The following is a 17,409-nucleotide window of genomic DNA, read 5'->3' as shown; positions in this document are numbered from 1 at the left end:
CAGCCGATCCTGGCCAGGTCGAGCAGTGTCCGGCCGGCGGAGGGCGGGGGCAGGCGGACGGTCATGAAACGGCCGGCGGCCGGCCCGAGCGTGGGCGCTGCCATGTAGTTGGGGCTCCAGTGCTGGATATGGCGTTCTACCTGTGCAACACTGTTGCAGGATTAGAACATGGTCGGTCGAGGAAGACACCAGCACAACGAGATCAACGCGGCCTTCAGGAGGGTGCGCGAGATCCCGACGTTGACAGTGGTCGAAAGCCACAATGGGCACCGGTGGGGCTGGGTGCGATGCATATGCGGTGCCACGCCCTTCAAAGTGTGGTCCACGCCCCGCAACGCGGGCAACCATGCGAAGGCCGTCGTGGCGTGGGCGATCGGTCACGCTCGGTGCGGCAAGAGCGAGGAGGAGTCATGAGCACGTGGGATTTCCGCGTCACGCTGAATCGGGCGCCCACAGACCAGGAGGCCGATCTTCTCTACGAGGCGGGGCTGGATGACTGTGCGGTGGCGGGCGGACCGGACGGCAGCACCTTTCTCATGTGCGACCGCGAAGCGGGCAGCCTGCTTGAGGCCATCATGTCCGTGCTCGTCGAGATCCGGAGTGTGGACGGCCTGTGGGCCATCAGCGTGGATCACGACGACGCGGTGACGCTGGGCGACGCGGCGCGGCGGCACGGGGGGCGGACACAGGCGAGCCTGCGGCAGTTGGCGAGCGGTCAGCGAGGCCCCGGCGGGTTCCCGCCGCCGCTCGTCGAGGCCGACAACATCAGCGTCTACTCGTGGGGCGAGATCTCCACCTGGCTGCGGACCGCGATGGGGGACGACATCCCCGAGGTCAACCGCGACATCGCGCTGGCCGACGCGGCCGTCAAGCTGGCCTGCCGGGCCAGGGCGACGCACCGGGAGACACAGGTGCGTCGCCTGCTCGAAGTCGCCTGACCGGCCGGCACCCGGTCAGTGTTCCTGACGTGACCTGTCCTGCTCCTCGGCCAGGGTGGGGAACGGGTCGGGGGCGGCCTGGGTGAGCTGGCGGGGGCCGTTGGGGCTCTCGGCCTCCTGGGCGTCCGCCACCGCCTCGGCCGCGGCCTCCGAGGCCCTGGCGATCTCCGCGTCCATCTCCGCGCTGTGCGGGACCTCGTCGCGGGTGGCCGGCGACTGCGGCAGGGCCTCCGTGAACGCCTTGGAGACGCCCTGCAGGGCCGAGGTGACCTCGCTCGGGATCACCCAGAACGTGTTGCCGGAGCCCTGGGCGAGCTGCGGCAGCACCTGGAGGTACTGGTAGGCCAGCAGCTTGGGGTCGGGGTCGTTGCGGTGGACGGCCTGGAAGACCTGGTCGATCGCCCGCGACTGGCCCTCGGCCTCCAGGATGGCGGCGGAGCGCTGGCCCTCGGCCCGCAGGATGCGGCTCTGCTTGTCGCCCTCGGCCGTGAGGATCTGCGACTGGCGCTGACCTTCGGCGTTGAGGATGGCGGCCCGCTTGTCGCGCTCGGCCCGCATCTGCTTCTCCATCGCGTCCTTGATGGTCTTGGGCGGGTCGATGGCCTTGACCTCGACGCGGTTGACGCGGATGCCCCACTTGCCGGTGGCCTCGTCGAGGACGCCGCGCAGCTGGCTGTTGATGGTGTCGCGCGAGGTGAGTGTCTTCTCCAGGTCCATCGAGCCGATCACGTTACGCATGGTGGTGACGGTGAGCTGCTCGATGGCCTGGATGTAGTTGGCGATCTCGTAGGCCGCGGCGCGGGGGTCGGTCACCTGGAAGTAGAGCACCGTGTCGATCTCGACGACCAGGTTGTCCTCGGTGATGACCGGCTGCGGGCGGAAGGAGACGACCTGCTCACGCAGGTCGATCATGGGGTAGACGCGGTCGACGTAGGGGATGACGAAGTTCAGGCCCGGCTTGAGCGTCCGGTGGTAGCGGCCCAGCCGCTCGACGTTGCGCGCCCGGGCCTGCGGCACGATGCGTACGGCCTTGAGCACGGTGAACACCGCGAAGAGGATGACGAACAGCCCGACCAGCAACAGCGGATCCATGATCACTCCCTGGGGTAGACGAGGGCTGTGGCCCCTTCGATCTCGATGACGTCGACGGTCGCCCCTTCCGGGATCACCAGGGTCTCGTCATAGGCACGGGCCGACCACTCCTCGCCCCCGATGCGGATCCTGCCGTCGCGCCCGGTGACCTCCGACAGCACGTACGCAGGCTTGCCCACCAGAGCCTCGACGCCGAAGCGGCTGAGCTGCGGCTGGCGGATGTGCCGCAGGGCGAGCGGCCGGACCACGAACAGGCCCGCGGTCGACGACAGGGCGAACACGAGCAACTGGAGGGGGACCGGCAGTCCGATGGCGGCGCCCGCCGCCGTCAGGAGCGCGGCCACGCCGAGCATCCCGAGAGATGCGGTGAGGGTGAAGATCTCCGCGACGCCGAGGACGAGCGCGAGGATCACCCAGATGACCCATTCATCCATGCTCCGGCCCTCCTCTTGGTATAACGGGCCCGGGTATGCGATTAGTTCCCCTTTTACCTCACCGTAGCCGCGGATTCAGCGCTGTGGCAGAGGCTGCGCGGGCGTGGCCGGCGCGGGCCGCTGTGCGGCGTCCGGCGCGTGCAGAGCGCTGCCCTTCACCCACTCCTCCCACGGGAGCTGCCAGTAGCCCCAGCCGTTGTCCCATTCGAGCTCGCGGTCGGTGCCGGTGATCGTCACCGGGTCGCCGCGCAGCGAACCGGCGTAGAACCAGGCGGCCTGGTCGGGCCGGGAGTTGATGCAGCCGTGGCTGACGTTGACGCGGCCCTGGGCCCACACGTTGTCCTTGGCGTGGACGTACTCGCCGCTGTTGGAGATGCGGACCGCGTGGTCGATCAGCAGGTCGTAGTATCCGGGGTCGCCCTTGCTGCGGCCGGGCGAGACCATGCGCACCGGGTTGCCCTTGTCCATGGTCAGGTGGACGCCGCTGGTCGTGGTGTATTCGCGGGTGGTGGCCATGCCGGCGCTGATGGCCATGCGCTGCGCGACCCGGCCGTCGCGCCGGACCGTCATCTGGTGGGTGCGGGTGTCGACGGTGCTGGTCTGGGCGCGGCCGACGGTGAAGGTGAGCGAGCGGTCGGCGGCGCCGTACACGCCGGGGCCGGCGCGGACGCCGGCCAGGTGGGCGACGACGGTGACCCGCTGCCTGGCGGGCCAGAACTCGCGGGGGCGGTAGACCGCCTGGGTGTCGCCGACCCACCGCCACGCGCCCTCGACGGGCCGCTCGGCCCGCACCTCCAGGGCCCGCTCGACGGCCGCCCTGTCGCGCACCGGCGCGTCGAACGTGAGGATGATCGGCATGCCGACCCCCACGGTCTCCCCGGGCAGCGGGACGGCCGAGGCGACCCGGAACGTGCGCTGCGGCGTGCGGGTGCGGAAGCGGCCCATGGCCACCGTCGAGGGGGCGCCGGGACGGGTGGCGGTGGCCGTCACCGTGTGCTCCGTGCCGGGCTTCAGCGCCCAGTCGGAGCGCCAGATGGTGCGGGTCGCGTCGAGGTGGCCAGGCACCGGCTGCCCCCCGGCGTACGCGAGCACGGCGTCGAGCGTGCCGCCCCGCGCCCGGACCACCATCCCGCGGTCGGTGCGGGCGTTCCTGCCGTCGAAGGACGGCCAGACCCGCACGGACGGCGGCGCGGGAGCCGGCGCCCGCGCGGTCACCGACCCGCAGCCGGCCGTGCCGAACACGCTCAGAACGGTGACTACAAGGGCACAGTGAACGATCACCGTGGCGCGCCGCATCTCACTCCTGCTCTCCGGGAAGGGGAGTCCAGGGTATCGGTGAGTCACGACGCGAGCACACGCGGTGATCTACACGATGGTGCCGGACACCTCGCCCAGAGTGATGTCGCCGGCCGTCGCGCGGATGGTCACGGTGTCGCCGTCCTCCAGGAACGTCCTGGTCTCGCCGCTCGACAGCTTGATCGGTTCGGTGCCGTTCCAGGTGATCTCGATGAGGGAGCCGCGCTCCTCGCGCCGCGGCCCGGAGACCGTGCCGCTGGCGAACAGGTCGCCGACGCGCAACGAGGCGCCGTTCGCCGTCATGTGGGCGAGCATCTGGTCCGGTGTCCAGTACATGGTCGCGTACGGCGGGCGGGAGACGACCTCGTCGTTGATCCGCACCTCCAGCTCGATGTCCAGCCCCCAGTCGCCCTGCCGGCGCAGGTAGTCGAGGGGCTCGGGCTCCTGCGGCCGGCCGGGGATCCGGGGCAGCGCCTCAAGCGGGGTCACCCACGGCGAGACGGACGTGGCGAACGACTTGCCGAGGAACGGCCCGAGCGGCACGTACTCCCAGGCCTGGATGTCGCGCGCGCTCCAGTCGTTGACCAGCGTCACCCCGAACACGTGGTCCTCGAACGCGCCGGCCGGGGCGCCCAGCTCGGTCGGCACGCCCACCACGAACCCCAGCTCCGCCTCGATGTCCAGCTTGCCGCTCGGCCCGAACACGCCCGCCCGGACCTGGCCGCGCGGCCGCCTGACCGGCGTGCCTGACACCACGACCGTGCCCGCCCGGCCGTGGTAGCCCACCGGGAGGTGCCGCCAGTTGGGCAGCAGCGGCTCGGAGTCGGGCCGGAACATCCTGCCGATGTTGGAGGCGTGGTCGAGCGAGCAGTAGAAGTCGACGTAGTCGGCCACCTCGAACGGCAGGTGCATCGTCACCTGGTCCAGCGGGACGAGGTGGGCCTCGACCACCGACAGGTCGGTGGTCAGCTTCTCCTGCAGCAGCGCCCTGGTGTCGTGCCAGGCGGTGCGCCCGCGGGCCATGAACGGGTTGAGCGAGGGGGCGGCGAACACCTCGTCGTGCAGCGCGGCGGCCAGGTCGAGCACCCGGTCGCCGTGGCGCACCCCCACCCGGGGCGCCTGCCCCTGCCGGGAGAACACCCCGTAGGGCAGGTTGTCGACTCCCCAGCTCACGCGTCCTCCTCGATGAGTCCGAGCTGCTTCAGGTCGGCCAGCGGCGTGGCGGTGCTGCACGAGCCGTAGCTCACCAGCAGCTCGCGGGCGTGCTTGGCGGTGTCGGCGGGCACGGAGCGCGCGTGCCGCACCAGGCGGTCGGCGTCGGTGGTGCGCAGCACGGGCGCCGGGTCGCGCTGCTCCACGGCCTCGCAGACGGCCAGCACGAGGTTGAGGAACCCGTGCCGGTCGACGCCCAGCGACGGGTCGAAGTGGCGTACGGCGTGGTGCAGCCCGGCGGTGGCCTTGAACGGCAGCTCCCGGTCGGCGCACGACCGGATGAACGCCGCCAGGTGCTCGACCGGCGGGAACGCGTCGCCGGTCAGGCCGCCGCAGCGCACCTTGAGCCCGACGCCCTCCGGCACGTCGCCGGAGACCGCACGCGCCGGCACCTCCACGAACAGGCGGACCCCGTGGGGCAGCCGCGCGGCCACGCGCCTGGCGACGACCGCGACGGGCGTGTCGTCCGCCGGCCGGATCTCGACCAGGTCCACCGGCAGGTCGTCGAAGGGCGGCACCTCGGGCGTGTCCACGATGAGGCCGATGCGCCGGGGCACGTAGTCCTCGCGGCGCAGCCCGTCGAGGCGGCTGGCGGGGCACAGGAAGCGCTGGGCCAGCACCGCGCTCCCGCGCTCCTCGTCGCGCCGGTGCCTGGCCAGCGCCTCGTCCATGTGCAGGGACGTCGGCGGGAACAGGCCCGCGTCGTCCACCAGGGCGGTGAAAAGGATCGGGCTCATCGTGACCAGGTCCAGGCGTAGCCGGAGTCCTCGCAGGCCAGTGCGGCCGGCCCGAGGTCGAGCGGGCGGAAGGTGTCGACCATCACGGCCATCTCGCTGGTGGTGGTGACGCCGCGGCCGACCGCGTCGATGACCGCCTCGACCGCGCCGGGCTGCGGCCCGTGGGTGAACCCGGCCGGGTGCAGCGAGACCGAGCCGACGTCGATACCGGAGCCCTTGCGCGCGGTGTAGTCGCCGCCCACGTAGAACATGAACTCGTCGGAGTCGACGTTGTGGTGGTTGTAGGGGATCGGGACCGAGTCGGGGTGGAAGTCCAGCGGGCGCGGGCAGAACGAGCAGACGACGAACCCGGGCCCCTCGAACGTCTGGTGGACGGGCGGCGGCGCGTGCGTCTTCTTCACGATCGGCTCGAAGTCCTCGATGTTGAAGGCGTACGGATACAGGCAGCCGTCCCAGCCGACCACGTCGAACGGGTGGTTGCGGTAGACGAGCCTGGTCAGCCCGCCCCGGGTGCGCACCAGCACCGGCACCTCCTCGCCCTCGACGGTGAACGGCTCGGCGGGGGCGCGCAGGTCGCGCTCGCAGTAGGGGGCGTGCTCCAGGAACTGGCCGTACTGCGACAGGTAGCGCTTGGGCGGCCTGATGTGCCCGGCGGCCTCGATGGTCAGCACGTTGACCGGCCCGTCGGGCACCCAGCGGTGGATGGTGCCGGTGGGGATGACGACGTAGTCGCCGGGGCCGGCCTCGATCACCCCGTACGTGGACTCGAACCTGGCCCGCCCGCTCTGGACGTACACGCACTCGTCGCCCATCGAGTTGCGGTAGAGCTCGCTGGGCCGGTCGCTGGTGGCGTACGACAACCGGACGTCGCCGTTGCCGGCCAGCGGCATCCGGCCGTTCACCAGGTCGCCGGCGCTGTGCAGGTCCTGGGTGCGGAAGTGCCGCGGGGAGAGCGGCACGTTGGGTTCCAGGCGTGTCTCGGCGGCCGGGGTGACCGCCTCGGCCTTGACGATCGCGGTCGGGAGGTGTCGGTGGTACAGCAGGGACGAGTCGGACGAGAAGCCCTCCTCGCCCATCAGCTCCTCGGCGTACAGTCCGCCGTCGGGCCGCCTGAACTGGACGTGGCGCTTGCGGGGCACCTCGCCCACGACGCGGTAGTACGGCATCCGGCCTCCCCAGCAGTGTCCGATTATCGGACGCTTATGTCCTTTATCTGTGAATACCGTCGTATACGGGGGATTCCCTGTCAACCCAGGGCGGCGGCCAGCTCCGCCGCCGCCTCCACCACACGCGGTCCCGCCGCCTCGTCCAGCGGTCCGAACGTCACCACCCCCACCGACGCCTCCAGCCACGGCAGCCCGGTCACCGGAGCGGCGATGCCCCGGGCTCCCTCCTGCAACTGCCCCTCTGTGACGAGATAGTCCGTCCGCCCCTCGCGCAGCGCCAGGATCGCCCGCCCCGCCGCGCCTTTGGCCAGGGGATGGCGTGCGCCCTCCCGGTAGGCGACGTGCAGATGCGTCCAGGACGGCTCGACCACCGCCACGGCCAGCCCGTCGTCGCCCTCCGCCACGGTCAGGTGCGCGGTCGCGCCCACCTGCTCGGCCAGCCGCCGCAGCGCGGGCAGCGCCGCCGCCCGCAGCAGCGGTTGTACGGCCTGCGCCAGCACCAGCACCCCGAACCCGAGATGCACCCGCCCCTCGGCGTCACGCCGGGCGAACCCCTCGCTCGTCAGCGTGGTGAGCAACCGGTAGATCACGGGCCGGCTCAGCGACAGCTCGCTGCTCAGCTCGGTCGGGGTGCGCCCGCCCTTGCCGTCGGCGAGCAGTCTCAGCAGGCGGAGCCCGCGCTCCAGCGTCTGGGCGGATTCGGCGGCCATGCACCGATTATCTATGGGTGAGCCGGAGGTGACCCTCCGCGGTGATGCGGGTAGGTAGCTGGGAGGTCGACCGAGGGGTATGGATGCCGACACTCCTGATCGCCGCGCTGGTCGTGTGCACCATGATTCCCGTGCTGTCCCCTGTCCGCGAGCACATCTCCGGGCAGGCCCGCGAGGCGGGCGTCCACGTGGCGGGCGAGGCGGGCATGCGCGTGGCCGGCGAGACGCGCCCGCGGGAGCCGGTGCGGGCCGCGGCCATGCGCATGCCCGCCGATCCGGAGCCGCCGCCCGCGCACGTGGTGGTCGACACCTTCTACGTCACCGTGGGCATCGAGGTGAAGGACCGGCTCCTGCCGTACGAGGACGACGTCGTCATCAAGCCCACCCGCCTGGCGCCCGGCGTCGAGCTCGACGCGCAGGGCAACCTGCGCGGCAAACCGCGCATTCCCGGCTCCTTCACCGAGCCGGTCCGGCTGTGCGACGGCGCCAAGTGCGTCGAGCAGCCCGTCACCCTGCTGGTCTACGACTACGTGAGCTGGCGGCCCCGCCAGCTCACCTTCCCCGGCCGGGTGGGGATGCGGCTCGACGGCCACATCGGCGTCGAGGGCGGCCCGTCCGGCGTGCCGCCCACGTTCACCGTGACGAACGCCCGCACGCTGCCCCGCGGCGTCTCCATCGGCCCCGACGGCCAGGTCGGCGGCATTCCCACCGCCGCGGGCGTGTCCCGGGTGCCGGTGCGCATCTGCGTGGCGGGCAACTGCTCGGGCGTGGTCGTGACGCTGTTCATCGCCTGACTCTTGCGGCGGGGCGGGCGTTACGGCCACGGTGGTCCCATGAAATCGGTCATAGTGGTCGGAGCGGGTATTTGGGGCTCGTCGCTGGCGTTGCGGCTGGCCGAAACCGGCTGGAAGGTCACGCTGGTCGAGCAGCACCAGCCCGGACACGTGCGGCAGGCGAGCGCGGGGGAGACCCGGCTGCTGCGCTGCTCGCACGGCGGCGACGACTGGTACGCCCGGATGGCGTGGCAGGCGCGCGAGGGCTGGCGGCGGCTGGGCGAGCGGGCCGGCGAGGAGCTGTATCACGAGGCGGGCATGATGTGGTTCGCCGGAACGCCGGACGGCTGGGAGAGCACCAGTGCCCGGGTCCTGAAAAATCTGGACATCCCGTGCGAGGTGCTGGACCCGGCCGACGGCGCCCGGTTCTTCCCCGAGTTCCGGGGCGACGACCTCAGCTTCCTGCTCTGGGAGCCGCACGCGGGAGTGATCCGCGCCCGGCGGGCCACCCAGGTGACCGCCCGGCTCGCGGCGGCGGCCGGGGTCCGGCTGATGCGGGCCCGCGCCGTGCCGGTGCCGGGGGCCGACACGCCCTACGGGTGCGCCGTGGACCTCGGCGGCGAGGTGCTGCGGGCCGACCGGGTGGTGTGGGCGTGTGGCGCGTGGCTGCCCGAGCTGTTCGACCTGCCGCTGACCGTGACCAAGCAGGACACGCTGCACTTCGCGGTCCCCCCGGCCTGGACCACGCCGGGCATGCCCGCCTGGGTCGACTACGGGGCCTCCGCCTACGGGCACGGCGACGTGGACGGGGTCGGCGCGAAGGCCACCTCCGACGCCGAGGGCGGGCCGTACGAGCCGGAGCACGGCGAGCGGGTCGTGGACGCCGGGAGCGTGGAGCGGATCAGGGGCTACCTGCGGCGCAGGTTCCCGTCGCTGGCGACCGCGCCGGTGCTGTTCAGCCAGGTCTGCCAGTACGCCCTCACCCCAGACGCCGAATGGATCATCGCTGAGGCGTCCCCGGGGGTGTGGCTGCTCGGCGGCGACTCCGGGCACGGCTTCAAGCACGCCCCCGCGCTGGCCGCGTACGTGGCGGGCGTCCTGGGCGGCGACCACGAGCCGGAGGCGCGCTTCGGACTGCACGAGCGGCTGCCCTCGCGCGGGCTGCGGACGAGCGGAGAGGTCCGGTAGGGCCTGCCATACCGCGGATTCGGGGGGCGACGGGCATGATCCGGCGGGCCGGGCGGCGCAGACTTCTGCCATAGCCGACCGACTCTCCTGGAGCCCGCCATGATCACGCACGCCCCCTCGTCCACCCCCGCGACCGCCGCCCCGGCCGACCCGCCGCCCGTCGTGCGCACCGCCGCGATGCTGTGGCTGTTCGCCGTGGCTGCCGGCGCGTTCGAGGCCACGCTGATGGTCGCCGGGGCGCTGGCGGACGGCGCCGCCCTCGGCGAGCTGCTGCCCGGCATCGCGTTCCGCCTGGCCGTCTTCACGGCGGCCGTGCTCCTCGCGCTGCGGATGCGGGCGGGCGCGAACTGGGCGCGCTGGACCCTCGGCGTGACCCTGGGCGTGTTCGGCACGCTGTCGCTGGTCGTCGAGCCCGCCCGTTGGCTGCTCGACGGCGGCTCGCTCGGGGCGGCGCTGGCCGAGGCCGGGGTCGTGGACTGGGTGTTCATGGGCAGCCGGTCGCTGCACCTGCTGGCGGTGCTCGGCGCCGTGACGCTGATGTTCCAGCCGCGGGCCAACGCCTACTTCCGCGAGCGCCGGGCCGTCCGGGGCGCGTCAGCCTGACACGGGTTCGGCGGCGGCGGTGGACGCGGGGGCGCGCAGGTTGCGCACCCCCGGCGACAGCAGCGCCGCCAGCGTGGACAGCACCACCAGGGCGCCGCAGGCGAGCAGCGCCGTCCGGGTGCCCGCCCAGTGCGCCACCGGCCCGGCCAGCATGAGGCCGATCGGCCCGAACATCAGCGACCCCAGCGCGTCGTACGAGCTGACCCGCGACAGCGACTCCGCCGGCACCTCACGCTGCATCGTCGTCTGCCACAGCACGCCGAAGACGTCGAAGCAGACGCCCAGCACGAACGCCGCCGCCACGATCGCCCACAGCGGCGCCGCCAGGCCCAGCAGCACATACGGCAGCGCGGACGGCAGGCAGAGCAGGACCCCGACGAGGATCGGGCGTCTGGGCCGCACGCGCAGCGACACGGCGACCCCGGCGATCGTGCCCACCGCCTCACCCGCCAGGAACGCCGACCAGGCCGGCGCCCCGCCCAGACTCTCCTTCGCGATCAGCGGCCCGAGCACCCCGTGGCCGGCCTGGATGGCCATCACCATGATGGAGAACTGCGCGACCACCACCCAGATCCACTGCCGGGAGGAGAACTCGCGCCAGCCGTCGCGCAGGTCTCCCAGCACCGAGTGGCGTTCGCCGGCCGGACGCTCCGCCCGCGTCATCCGCAGCGCCGCGATCAGCACCCCGCCGATCGCGAACAGCACGGCGCTGGCGGCCAGCGCCCACCCGCCGCCCACCAGCGTCACGGTGGCTCCGCCCAGCACCGCCCCGAGCACCCGTGAGGTGTTGGCTCCGAGGCCGAGCAGCGCGTTGCCGGTCTGCAGCCGGTCGGCAGGCACCACCTCGGGGATGATCCCGGTCAGCGCCGGATACATCACCGCCGTGGCCAGCCCGCTGACGGCCGCGGCCGCGGCCATGACCGGCAGCGGAGTCCAGCCGCTGAGCAGCATCACGCCCAGGGCGGCGAACGCCAGCGCGTTGACCAGCTCGCTCACCATCATCACCCGGTGCCGTGGCAACCGGTCGGCGATCACCCCGCCCACCAGCATGAACAGCACCATCGGCAGCGCCTCGGCGGTGAGCACGACCGACAGCGTGGTGGCGTCGGCGCCGGGCAGGTCGAGGATGCCGAACGCGAGCGCCACCGGTGCGAACGCGGTGCCGAGGACCGAGATCGTCCGCGCCGCCAGCAGCAGCGTGAACCGCCGGTCCCGCAACAGCCCGAGATCGCGAAGAAAACCGTGCACCTGGCAGCCCCCTATCCAGCCCAAACGGGCTCATTCTGCCGGTCAGGGCGCGCGATTGTCGCGTGAATATCCGGCGGTGACTGGGACGGCCACTCCAGGTCAGAACAGTCTTACCAAAGGCATTGATCTCATTGAATGCCGTTGATCATCCCGATATCGTGCTAAATGCCAGACGATCACCCCCTCGAAGTTAGGCGCCCGATGCGACTGCGGAAGATCTTCGTCCTAGGCGTGGCCCTCTCCCTGCTCGGCATCGCCGCCCCTGCCTCGGCCCAGGACGATCCACGGAGCTGCAACGACGAGCTGCCCGCCGGCACCCCGTCGTACGTGAGCTGCCGCTGGCTGGCCACGCCCGAGGAGGCGCTGGCCATCGCCAACTTCTGGCTGCAGAACGACGGCGAGAACCTGGAGGCGGCCGTCCCGATCCCGCCGATCCTCATCGACTGTGCCGAGGACGGGAACGAGTGCACCCCCGCCGCCCCCGGCCCCGGCGACGGTGACGGCGAGCTGCACGACGTCGGCGAGCCCGATGTCGAGGGCGCCGAGGACGGCGGCACGCCGGAGTGCGCGGCGGGCGAGGAGTGCTACGTCGACCCGCACGGCCTCACCGCGGCGCAGGTCTCCGAGGCGGAGAAGACGGCCGCCGGGCAGACCGTCAAGACCGCCGTCGCCGCCGGCATGCGCGTCTGGGTGGACACCGAGCTGTCCGACGACTGGAAGGCCGGCAAGCTGCCCGAGGCGGCCAGGAAGATCGCCGCGGTCGCCGCGCAGGAGGGCGTCGTGGGCGTCAGGTTCACCCGGCAGATCGGCGTCGGCCAGACGTTCCAGAACGCCGACGAGATGGACAAGTTCGTCACCGAGGCGACGACCGAGCTGCGCAAGCTCCTCCCGGGCCGCAAGCTCGCGGCGCACACGGTCGTGCCGGTGTTCGGCTGCGGGGCCGAGGAGGCGTGCAAGACCGCGGTGAGCGCGAAGTACCCGCTGCTCGACCCCGACCGCATCGGCGCCTGGCTCGCCAAGGGTCTCATCGACCAGCTCGCCCTCGACAGCGGCCACCTGGCCGGCACGTACGCCACCTGGAAGATCGACGCCGCCACGGCGCAGCGCAACCAGTGGACGCAGGTCAAGGCCCGCGCCTGGGACGCCTACGCCCACCTCGCCGCCGAGGACGCCGGCTTCACCGCCGCCGGATCCCCCCAGCTCACCGCCGAGCAGGCCACCAAGGCCATCACCGAGCGGGTCGCCACGCCGCTGCAGAACGACGCCGCCGAGACCGTCACCCTGTGGAGCCGCTGGCAGAACGCCCAGGGGCAGGTCAGCCGGATGTACGGCGAGAAGTGGGCGGCCAACGCCACGTGGGACCAGCTCAAGAAGCTGAACGAGGTCCGCCCCCGCCTGGCCACCGTCTACGACCCGGCCCATCCCGAGGTCGACGCCGCCACGGACCTGAAGGCCCTGTCGGAGGTCTTCGGCCAGGTGTACGTCCACACCTCCTGACGCTCTTCCCGACCTCGCCGACGCCCGTCCCGGCACACCGGGGCGGGCGTCCCCGTCACCGGACCGGCCTGTGGTGATCGGCGACGCGGTCCGCCGGGCGCGGGCGCGGCTCGGCACGAAGGACCACGCGTCCGACCGCCCGGTCCTCAGCCGAGGAACGCCGCGAGCGCCGCCGTGAACGCGGCCGGGTCGTCGAGCCACGGGAAGTGGCCCGCTCCCGGCTGGACGACGAGTTCGGCGTTCGGGAACAGCGCGGCGAACTCGGCCATGACGACCGGCACCGAGTTCGGGTCCACCTCTCCGGCCAGCAGCAGGACCGGCGCGTGGAGGGCGGCCAGTGCCGCGCGGGTCGCGTCCGGGTCGAAGGCGCCCTCGGCACCGAACACCGCCGCCGCCTCGTCGTTCCGGCGGCCCTGCTGGGCGGCCTGGTGGGCCTGGGCCGCCGCGTCCCACCGGCCGTAGAAGAGGGGGTCGATGGCCTTCCAGCGCTCGTCGGTGGCGTTGCCGGCCACGATCTCCTCCAGGGCCGCGAAGGCGGTCGCGAACCACGGTTCGCCCGCCTCCGCGCGGAGGCGGGCGACGTCCAGCCGGGCCGCTCCGGTGGCGTCGAGGCCGACGGCCCGCGTGCTCGGGGTGACCAGGGCGAGCCGGGCGACGCGGGTGGGGTACCGGGCCGCGTACAGCGTCGCGACGTTGGCGCCGGCGGAGTGCGCGAGCAGGTCCAGCCGGTCCAGGCCGAGGTGCTCGCGCAGGGCCTCGACGTCGTCCACGAGCCGGTCGCAGCGGTAGGAGGCGGGATCCCGAGGGGCCGCGGACCCGCCGGTGCCCCGGGGATCGACCATGACCAGCCGGCGGTGGGCCGGCAGGCCGCCGAGCTCGCCCAGGTAGGCGGAGTCCTGCATCGGGCCGCCCGGCAGGCAGACCAGCGGCCTGCCCGTGCCGTACACGTGGTGGGCGAGGACGGTCCCGTCGGGCGCGGAGAAGGTGGGCATGGGGGATCGTATGACTCAGTCGTGGAAGAAGGAGCCGAACTCCTCCAGGTCGATCAGCCCGTCGCCGTCCTGGTCGAGCCTGGCGACCCCGGCCTGGGCGCGCTCCAGCGTGATCGGCTGCCCGAGGGCCTCCATCAGCCGGACCAGCTCCACGGCCGAGATGCGGCCGTCCTTGTCGGCGTCGATCAGGTCGAAGGTGATGGCGTGGTCACTCATGATCGCCCTCCCGCGGGTGTCCGTGTCGGTCAGACCTTAGTGGTGTTCTGTCACAGCGCGATGATGAATGCCCCGAACGCCGGACATATATCCCGCCCTCCCATAACCGAGGGTTATCAACGGAAGTCTTGGACGCCGGGCACGGCCGGACGGCACGATCGACGGCATGAAGACGGACATGACTGCACGCGACCTCGGCGCCCTGCGGGTGCCGGCCCTCGGCTTCGGCGCCATGGTGCTGTCCGGCGTCTACGGCGAGGTCGACGACGCCCGCGCCGAGGCGGCGCTGACGGCCGCGCTGGACGCCGGGGCGGTCCACGTGGACACCAGTGACGCCTACGGCGCCGACGGGGACAACGAGCGCCTCGTCGGCCGGTTGATCAAGGGACGCCGCGACGAGGTCGTGGTGGCCACCAAGTTCGGGCTGGCCCTGTTCGAGGGGGAGGCCGGCAGGTCGCAGCCGGTGGGGTACGCGTTCGGCGAGCTGCGGGTCAACGCCGAGCCGAGGCTGGTCCGCCGCTACGCCGAGCGAAGCCTGCGCAACCTGGGCGTGGACGCGATCGACCTCTACTACGCGCACTACCCGGACCCGGGGGTGCCGATCGAGGAGACGGTCGGGGCGATGGCGGAGCTGGTGAAGGACGGGCTGGTCAAGCACATCGGGCTGTCCAACGTGACCGCCGCCCAGGTGCGGGCGGCGCACGCGGTGCACCCGGTGGCCGCCGTGCAGAACGAGTGGTCGATGTGGCGGCCGATCGAGCCGGAGCTGCTCGCGACCACCCGCGAGCTGGGCATCGGCGTCGTGGCCTGGAGCCCGCTCGGCAACGGCTTCCTCACCGGCACCGTGCAGGGGCTCGGCGCCGGCGACTTCCGGCACCACGCCCCCCGCTTCTCCACCGAGAACCTGGCCCGCAACAACGACCGCTACGCCCCGATCCGGGCGCTGGCCGGCGAGCTGGAGATCACGCCCGCGCAGCTCGCGCTCGCCTGGCTGCTGCACCAGGACGAGCACGTGGTCGCCATCCCCGGCAGCCGGACCCCCGCCCACATCAGGGAGAACGCGGCCGCCGCCGGCATCACGCTGGACCCGGCCACGCTGGCCCGCGTGGACCAGGCGCTGGCCGGCATCGAGGTGACGGGAGGCACGCTGCTGTAGCCCCCCGGGCGGCATGCGGCCGCGTCCGCTGGGTAGCAGGCCGCGATGCGACTCACCTACACCTCGGACCTGTGGTGGAAGAACGCGGTCATCTACTGCCTGGACGTGGAGACGTTCAAGGACGGCAACGGCGACGGGATCGGTGACTTCCGCGGCCTGACACAGGAGATCGACTACCTGGCCGGGCTGGGTGTGACCTGCCTGTGGCTGATGCCGTTCTATCCGAGCCCGGGCAAGGACGACGGCTACGACGCCACCGACTTCTACAGCGTCGACCCCCGGCTGGGGACGCTCGGGGACTTCGTGGAGTTCATGCGGACCGCGCACGACCGCGGGCTGCGCGTCATCGCCGACCTGGTCGTCAACCACACCTCCGACCGGCATCCGTGGTTCAAGGAGGCGCGGTCCAGCAAGGAGTCGCCGCTGCGCGACTGGTATGTCTGGTCGGACGTGCCGGAGCCGGACGACAAGAGCCAGATCGTCTTCCCCGACAAGGAGGACAGCGTCTGGGAGCTCGACGAGAAGACCGGGCAGTACTACCTGCACAGCTTCTACCGCCACCAGCCGGACCTGAACGTGGCCAACCCGGCCGTGCGCGACGAGATCACCCGGGTGCTCGGGTTCTGGATGGAGCTGGGGCTGTCGGGGTTCCGGGTGGACGCGGTGCCGTTCCTCATCGAGAACGTCGATCCGAAGCTGGCCGACCCGCACGACTTCCTGGCCGACCTGCGGGCGTTCATGACGCGGCGCAAGGGCGACTCGGTGCTGCTCGGCGAGGTCAACGTGCCGTACGAGGAGCTCGTGACCTACTTCGGCGAGGGCCTCGGCGACCAGGTCACCATGTGCTTCGACTTCATCGGCATGCAACGCGCCTGGCTGTCGCTGGCCCGGGGCGAGGCCGAACCGCTCGCCTCGGCGCTCAGGGAGCGGCCCCAGCCGCCGAAGGACTGCCAGTGGGCCTCGTTCCTGCGCAACCACGACGAGCTGACCCTGGACAAGCTCACCGAGGAGGAGCGTCAGGAGGTCTTCCAGGCGTTCGGCCCGGACGAGGACATGCAGGTGTTCGGCCGGGGACTGCGCCGGCGGCTGCCGCCGATGCTCGGCGGCGACCTGCGGCGGATCAAGATGGCCTACAGCCTGCTGTTCTCCCTGCCGGGGACGCCGGTCCTGTTCTACGGCGAGGAGATCGGCCTCGGCGAGAACCTCAAGGCCGAGGGCCGGATGGCCGTCCGCGTGCCGATGCAGTGGTCGCCCGAGGGCGGGTTCGGCAGGGGCGAGCCCGAGCGGGCCATGCCGGACGGCGCGTTCGCCCCGGACCGGGTGAACGTGGCCGACCAGAAGCGCGACACCGGCTCGCTGCTGCGGTGGTTCCAGTTGCTGATCGAGCGCTACCGGGAGTGCCCCGAGCTGGCGTGGGGCTCCTACGAGGTGCTCGACCCGGGGCACCCGGCCGTGTTCGCGCACCGCTGCGACGCCGACGGCGCCACCGTGGTGATCCTGCACAACCTGTCGGACACCGCCCGGGACGCCGAGCTGAAGCTCGACGGCCTCGACGGCTGCCTGCTCACCGACCTGCTGGAGGACGGCTCGGTCCAGGTGCCGGACGGCGGGAAGGTGACCCTGCCGCTGGGCCCGCACGGCTGCCGCTGGCTGCGCGCCTCTGCGCCGGAGGTGCCCCCGGAGGACGCCTCGGCCAAGTGGGAGCACTCCCGGTAGGGCCTCAGTCGCCCAGTTCCTCGAAGAGGGTGAGCTGGAGCCCGGCCGGGCCCTCCAGGCGGGAGTTGAGCGAGTTCCACGGGGTGCGCGTCGGCTCGGCCACCACCGTCGCCCCGGCCCCGGCCAGCCGGGCCGTCGCCTCCGTGGAGTCGTCCACCTCGAAGGCCACCCGGATGTGGCCCGCCACTCTGCGGCCCACCTCGACCTCGTCGATGAAGGCCGCGTGGGGCGGGTCGGTGATCTCCAGGGTGGCCCGGCCCGCCTCCAGGATCGTCACCCGGCCGCCCTCGGAGGCGAACGCGGCCCGCTGGGGCAGGCCTAGGGTGTCGCGGTAGAAGGCCAGCGCTTGCTCGTAGTCCTCGGCCGTCACGACCAGCCGTAGCTCACGTACCGTCATGCCGGTCACAGCACGCGCGCGGCCGCCCGGCATTCCCG

The 17,409-nt window shown here is 72.3% G+C and carries 18 protein-coding genes; 7 read left to right on the top strand and 11 right to left on the bottom strand.

Annotated elements, in window-relative coordinates; genetic code table 11:
* The first annotated feature begins 410 nt into the window (after positions 1-410).
* Positions 411-938, top strand: coding sequence for a hypothetical protein (locus FHU36_RS09050; RefSeq protein WP_185083294.1), 528 nt, complete (start codon positions 411-413; stop codon positions 936-938).
* A 15-nt stretch (positions 939-953) separates the two neighbouring features.
* Here FHU36_RS09050 and FHU36_RS09045 read toward each other — a convergent pair whose 3' ends face one another.
* The 7 genes from FHU36_RS09045 to FHU36_RS09015 form a co-directional block, all read right to left on the bottom strand.
* Positions 954-2,030 carry an SPFH domain-containing protein gene (locus FHU36_RS09045; RefSeq protein ID WP_185083293.1) on the bottom strand — a complete coding sequence of 359 codons (1,077 nt, stop codon included), beginning with the start codon at positions 2,028-2,030 and terminating at the stop codon, positions 954-956.
* A 2-nt stretch (positions 2,031-2,032) separates the two neighbouring features.
* Entirely contained in the window at positions 2,033-2,464 is a 432-nt protein-coding gene (locus tag FHU36_RS09040; RefSeq protein WP_185083292.1) for an NfeD family protein, read from the bottom strand.
* A gap of 75 nt (positions 2,465-2,539) precedes the next feature.
* Positions 2,540-3,706, bottom strand: a complete 1,167-nt coding sequence (locus FHU36_RS09035; protein ID WP_312891502.1) for a L,D-transpeptidase — start codon at positions 3,704-3,706, stop codon at positions 2,540-2,542.
* A 123-nt stretch (positions 3,707-3,829) separates the two neighbouring features.
* Positions 3,830-4,933, bottom strand: coding sequence for a fumarylacetoacetase (gene fahA / locus FHU36_RS09030; protein WP_185083290.1), 1,104 nt, complete (start codon positions 4,931-4,933; stop codon positions 3,830-3,832).
* Positions 4,930-5,709 carry a hypothetical protein gene (locus tag FHU36_RS09025; protein WP_246502003.1) on the bottom strand — a complete coding sequence of 260 codons (780 nt, stop codon included), beginning with the start codon at positions 5,707-5,709 and terminating at the stop codon, positions 4,930-4,932. Before FHU36_RS09025 ends, fahA begins: the two co-directional genes overlap by 4 nt.
* Positions 5,706-6,875, bottom strand: a complete 1,170-nt coding sequence (locus tag FHU36_RS09020; protein ID WP_185083289.1) for a homogentisate 1,2-dioxygenase — start codon at positions 6,873-6,875, stop codon at positions 5,706-5,708. Before FHU36_RS09020 ends, FHU36_RS09025 begins: the two co-directional genes overlap by 4 nt.
* Positions 6,876-6,955: 80 nt before the next feature.
* Positions 6,956-7,585, bottom strand: coding sequence for a helix-turn-helix domain-containing protein (locus FHU36_RS09015; RefSeq protein ID WP_185083288.1), 630 nt, complete (start codon positions 7,583-7,585; stop codon positions 6,956-6,958).
* 83 nt (positions 7,586-7,668) lie between these two features.
* Between FHU36_RS09015 and FHU36_RS09010 the strand changes: the two genes are divergently transcribed.
* From FHU36_RS09010 to FHU36_RS09000, 3 genes are all read left to right on the top strand, one after another.
* Positions 7,669-8,379, top strand: a complete 711-nt coding sequence (locus FHU36_RS09010) for a hypothetical protein (RefSeq protein ID WP_185083287.1) — start codon at positions 7,669-7,671, stop codon at positions 8,377-8,379.
* A gap of 39 nt (positions 8,380-8,418) precedes the next feature.
* Entirely contained in the window at positions 8,419-9,546 is a 1,128-nt protein-coding gene (locus FHU36_RS09005) for an NAD(P)/FAD-dependent oxidoreductase (protein ID WP_185083286.1), read from the top strand.
* Positions 9,547-9,645: 99 nt separating this feature from the next.
* Positions 9,646-10,149 carry a hypothetical protein gene (locus FHU36_RS09000; protein WP_185083285.1) on the top strand — a complete coding sequence of 168 codons (504 nt, stop codon included), beginning with the start codon at positions 9,646-9,648 and terminating at the stop codon, positions 10,147-10,149.
* Here the strand turns inward: FHU36_RS09000 and FHU36_RS08995 are convergent.
* On the bottom strand, positions 10,141-11,397 hold the full coding sequence (locus tag FHU36_RS08995; protein ID WP_185083284.1) for an MFS transporter: 1,257 nt from the start codon (positions 11,395-11,397) through the stop codon (positions 10,141-10,143). The two genes, FHU36_RS09000 and FHU36_RS08995, sit on opposite strands and share 9 nt — an antisense overlap.
* 201 nt (positions 11,398-11,598) lie before the next feature.
* Here FHU36_RS08995 and FHU36_RS08990 point away from each other — a divergent pair, with 201 nt between their 5' ends.
* Positions 11,599-12,894, top strand: a complete 1,296-nt coding sequence (locus FHU36_RS08990) for a hypothetical protein (protein WP_185083283.1) — start codon at positions 11,599-11,601, stop codon at positions 12,892-12,894.
* 146 nt (positions 12,895-13,040) lie between these two features.
* On the opposite strand, the gene FHU36_RS08985 is transcribed toward FHU36_RS08990, so the two are convergent.
* Positions 13,041-13,886 carry an alpha/beta fold hydrolase gene (locus FHU36_RS08985; RefSeq protein WP_185083282.1) on the bottom strand — a complete coding sequence of 282 codons (846 nt, stop codon included), beginning with the start codon at positions 13,884-13,886 and terminating at the stop codon, positions 13,041-13,043.
* A gap of 15 nt (positions 13,887-13,901) precedes the next feature.
* Complete coding sequence (locus FHU36_RS08980) at positions 13,902-14,102, bottom strand: EF-hand domain-containing protein (protein ID WP_185083281.1); 201 nt, start codon at positions 14,100-14,102, stop codon at positions 13,902-13,904.
* 178 nt (positions 14,103-14,280) lie between these two features.
* Here FHU36_RS08980 and FHU36_RS08975 point away from each other — a divergent pair, with 178 nt between their 5' ends.
* A complete protein-coding gene (locus FHU36_RS08975; protein WP_185083280.1) occupies positions 14,281-15,258 on the top strand; it encodes an aldo/keto reductase in 978 nt (325 codons plus the stop codon).
* Positions 15,259-15,303: 45 nt separating this feature from the next.
* Positions 15,304-16,974, top strand: coding sequence for an alpha-amylase family protein (locus FHU36_RS08970; RefSeq protein ID WP_185083279.1), 1,671 nt, complete (start codon positions 15,304-15,306; stop codon positions 16,972-16,974).
* 4 nt (positions 16,975-16,978) lie between these two features.
* Here the strand turns inward: FHU36_RS08970 and FHU36_RS08965 are convergent, their stop codons facing one another.
* Entirely contained in the window at positions 16,979-17,371 is a 393-nt protein-coding gene (locus FHU36_RS08965; RefSeq protein WP_185083278.1) for a VOC family protein, read from the bottom strand.
* Positions 17,372-17,409 lie beyond the last annotated feature (38 nt).

The sequence above is a fragment of the Nonomuraea muscovyensis genome (assembly GCF_014207745.1).
GTDB classification, from domain to species: domain Bacteria; phylum Actinomycetota; class Actinomycetes; order Streptosporangiales; family Streptosporangiaceae; genus Nonomuraea; species Nonomuraea muscovyensis.
The sequence above is the reverse complement of the archived record's forward strand: the minus strand, read 5'-3'. Positions and strand labels throughout refer to the sequence as shown.

Bases quoted from the DNA above. Each gene is read 5' to 3' on its own strand.
- FHU36_RS09010 (WP_185083287.1), top strand. From the start codon at position 7,669: ATGCCGACACTCCTGATCGCCGCGCTGGTCGTGTGCACCATGATTCCC.
- FHU36_RS08985 (WP_185083282.1), bottom strand. From the start codon at position 13,886: ATGCCCACCTTCTCCGCGCCCGACGGGACCGTCCTCGCCCACCACGTG.
- FHU36_RS08965 (WP_185083278.1), bottom strand. From the start codon at position 17,371: ATGACGGTACGTGAGCTACGGCTGGTCGTGACGGCCGAGGACTACGAG.
- FHU36_RS09020 (WP_185083289.1), bottom strand. From the start codon at position 6,875: ATGCCGTACTACCGCGTCGTGGGCGAGGTGCCCCGCAAGCGCCACGTC.
- FHU36_RS09000 (WP_185083285.1), top strand. From the start codon at position 9,646: ATGATCACGCACGCCCCCTCGTCCACCCCCGCGACCGCCGCCCCGGCC.
- FHU36_RS09040 (WP_185083292.1), bottom strand. From the start codon at position 2,464: ATGGATGAATGGGTCATCTGGGTGATCCTCGCGCTCGTCCTCGGCGTC.
- FHU36_RS08990 (WP_185083283.1), top strand. From the start codon at position 11,599: ATGCGACTGCGGAAGATCTTCGTCCTAGGCGTGGCCCTCTCCCTGCTC.
- FHU36_RS09015 (WP_185083288.1), bottom strand. From the start codon at position 7,585: ATGGCCGCCGAATCCGCCCAGACGCTGGAGCGCGGGCTCCGCCTGCTG.
- FHU36_RS09045 (WP_185083293.1), bottom strand. From the start codon at position 2,030: ATGGATCCGCTGTTGCTGGTCGGGCTGTTCGTCATCCTCTTCGCGGTG.
- FHU36_RS09025 (WP_246502003.1), bottom strand. From the start codon at position 5,709: ATGAGCCCGATCCTTTTCACCGCCCTGGTGGACGACGCGGGCCTGTTC.
- FHU36_RS08970 (WP_185083279.1), top strand. From the start codon at position 15,304: ATGCGACTCACCTACACCTCGGACCTGTGGTGGAAGAACGCGGTCATC.
- FHU36_RS09050 (WP_185083294.1), top strand. From the start codon at position 411: ATGAGCACGTGGGATTTCCGCGTCACGCTGAATCGGGCGCCCACAGAC.
- FHU36_RS09005 (WP_185083286.1), top strand. From the start codon at position 8,419: ATGAAATCGGTCATAGTGGTCGGAGCGGGTATTTGGGGCTCGTCGCTG.
- FHU36_RS08975 (WP_185083280.1), top strand. From the start codon at position 14,281: ATGACTGCACGCGACCTCGGCGCCCTGCGGGTGCCGGCCCTCGGCTTC.
- FHU36_RS08980 (WP_185083281.1), bottom strand. From the start codon at position 14,102: ATGAGTGACCACGCCATCACCTTCGACCTGATCGACGCCGACAAGGAC.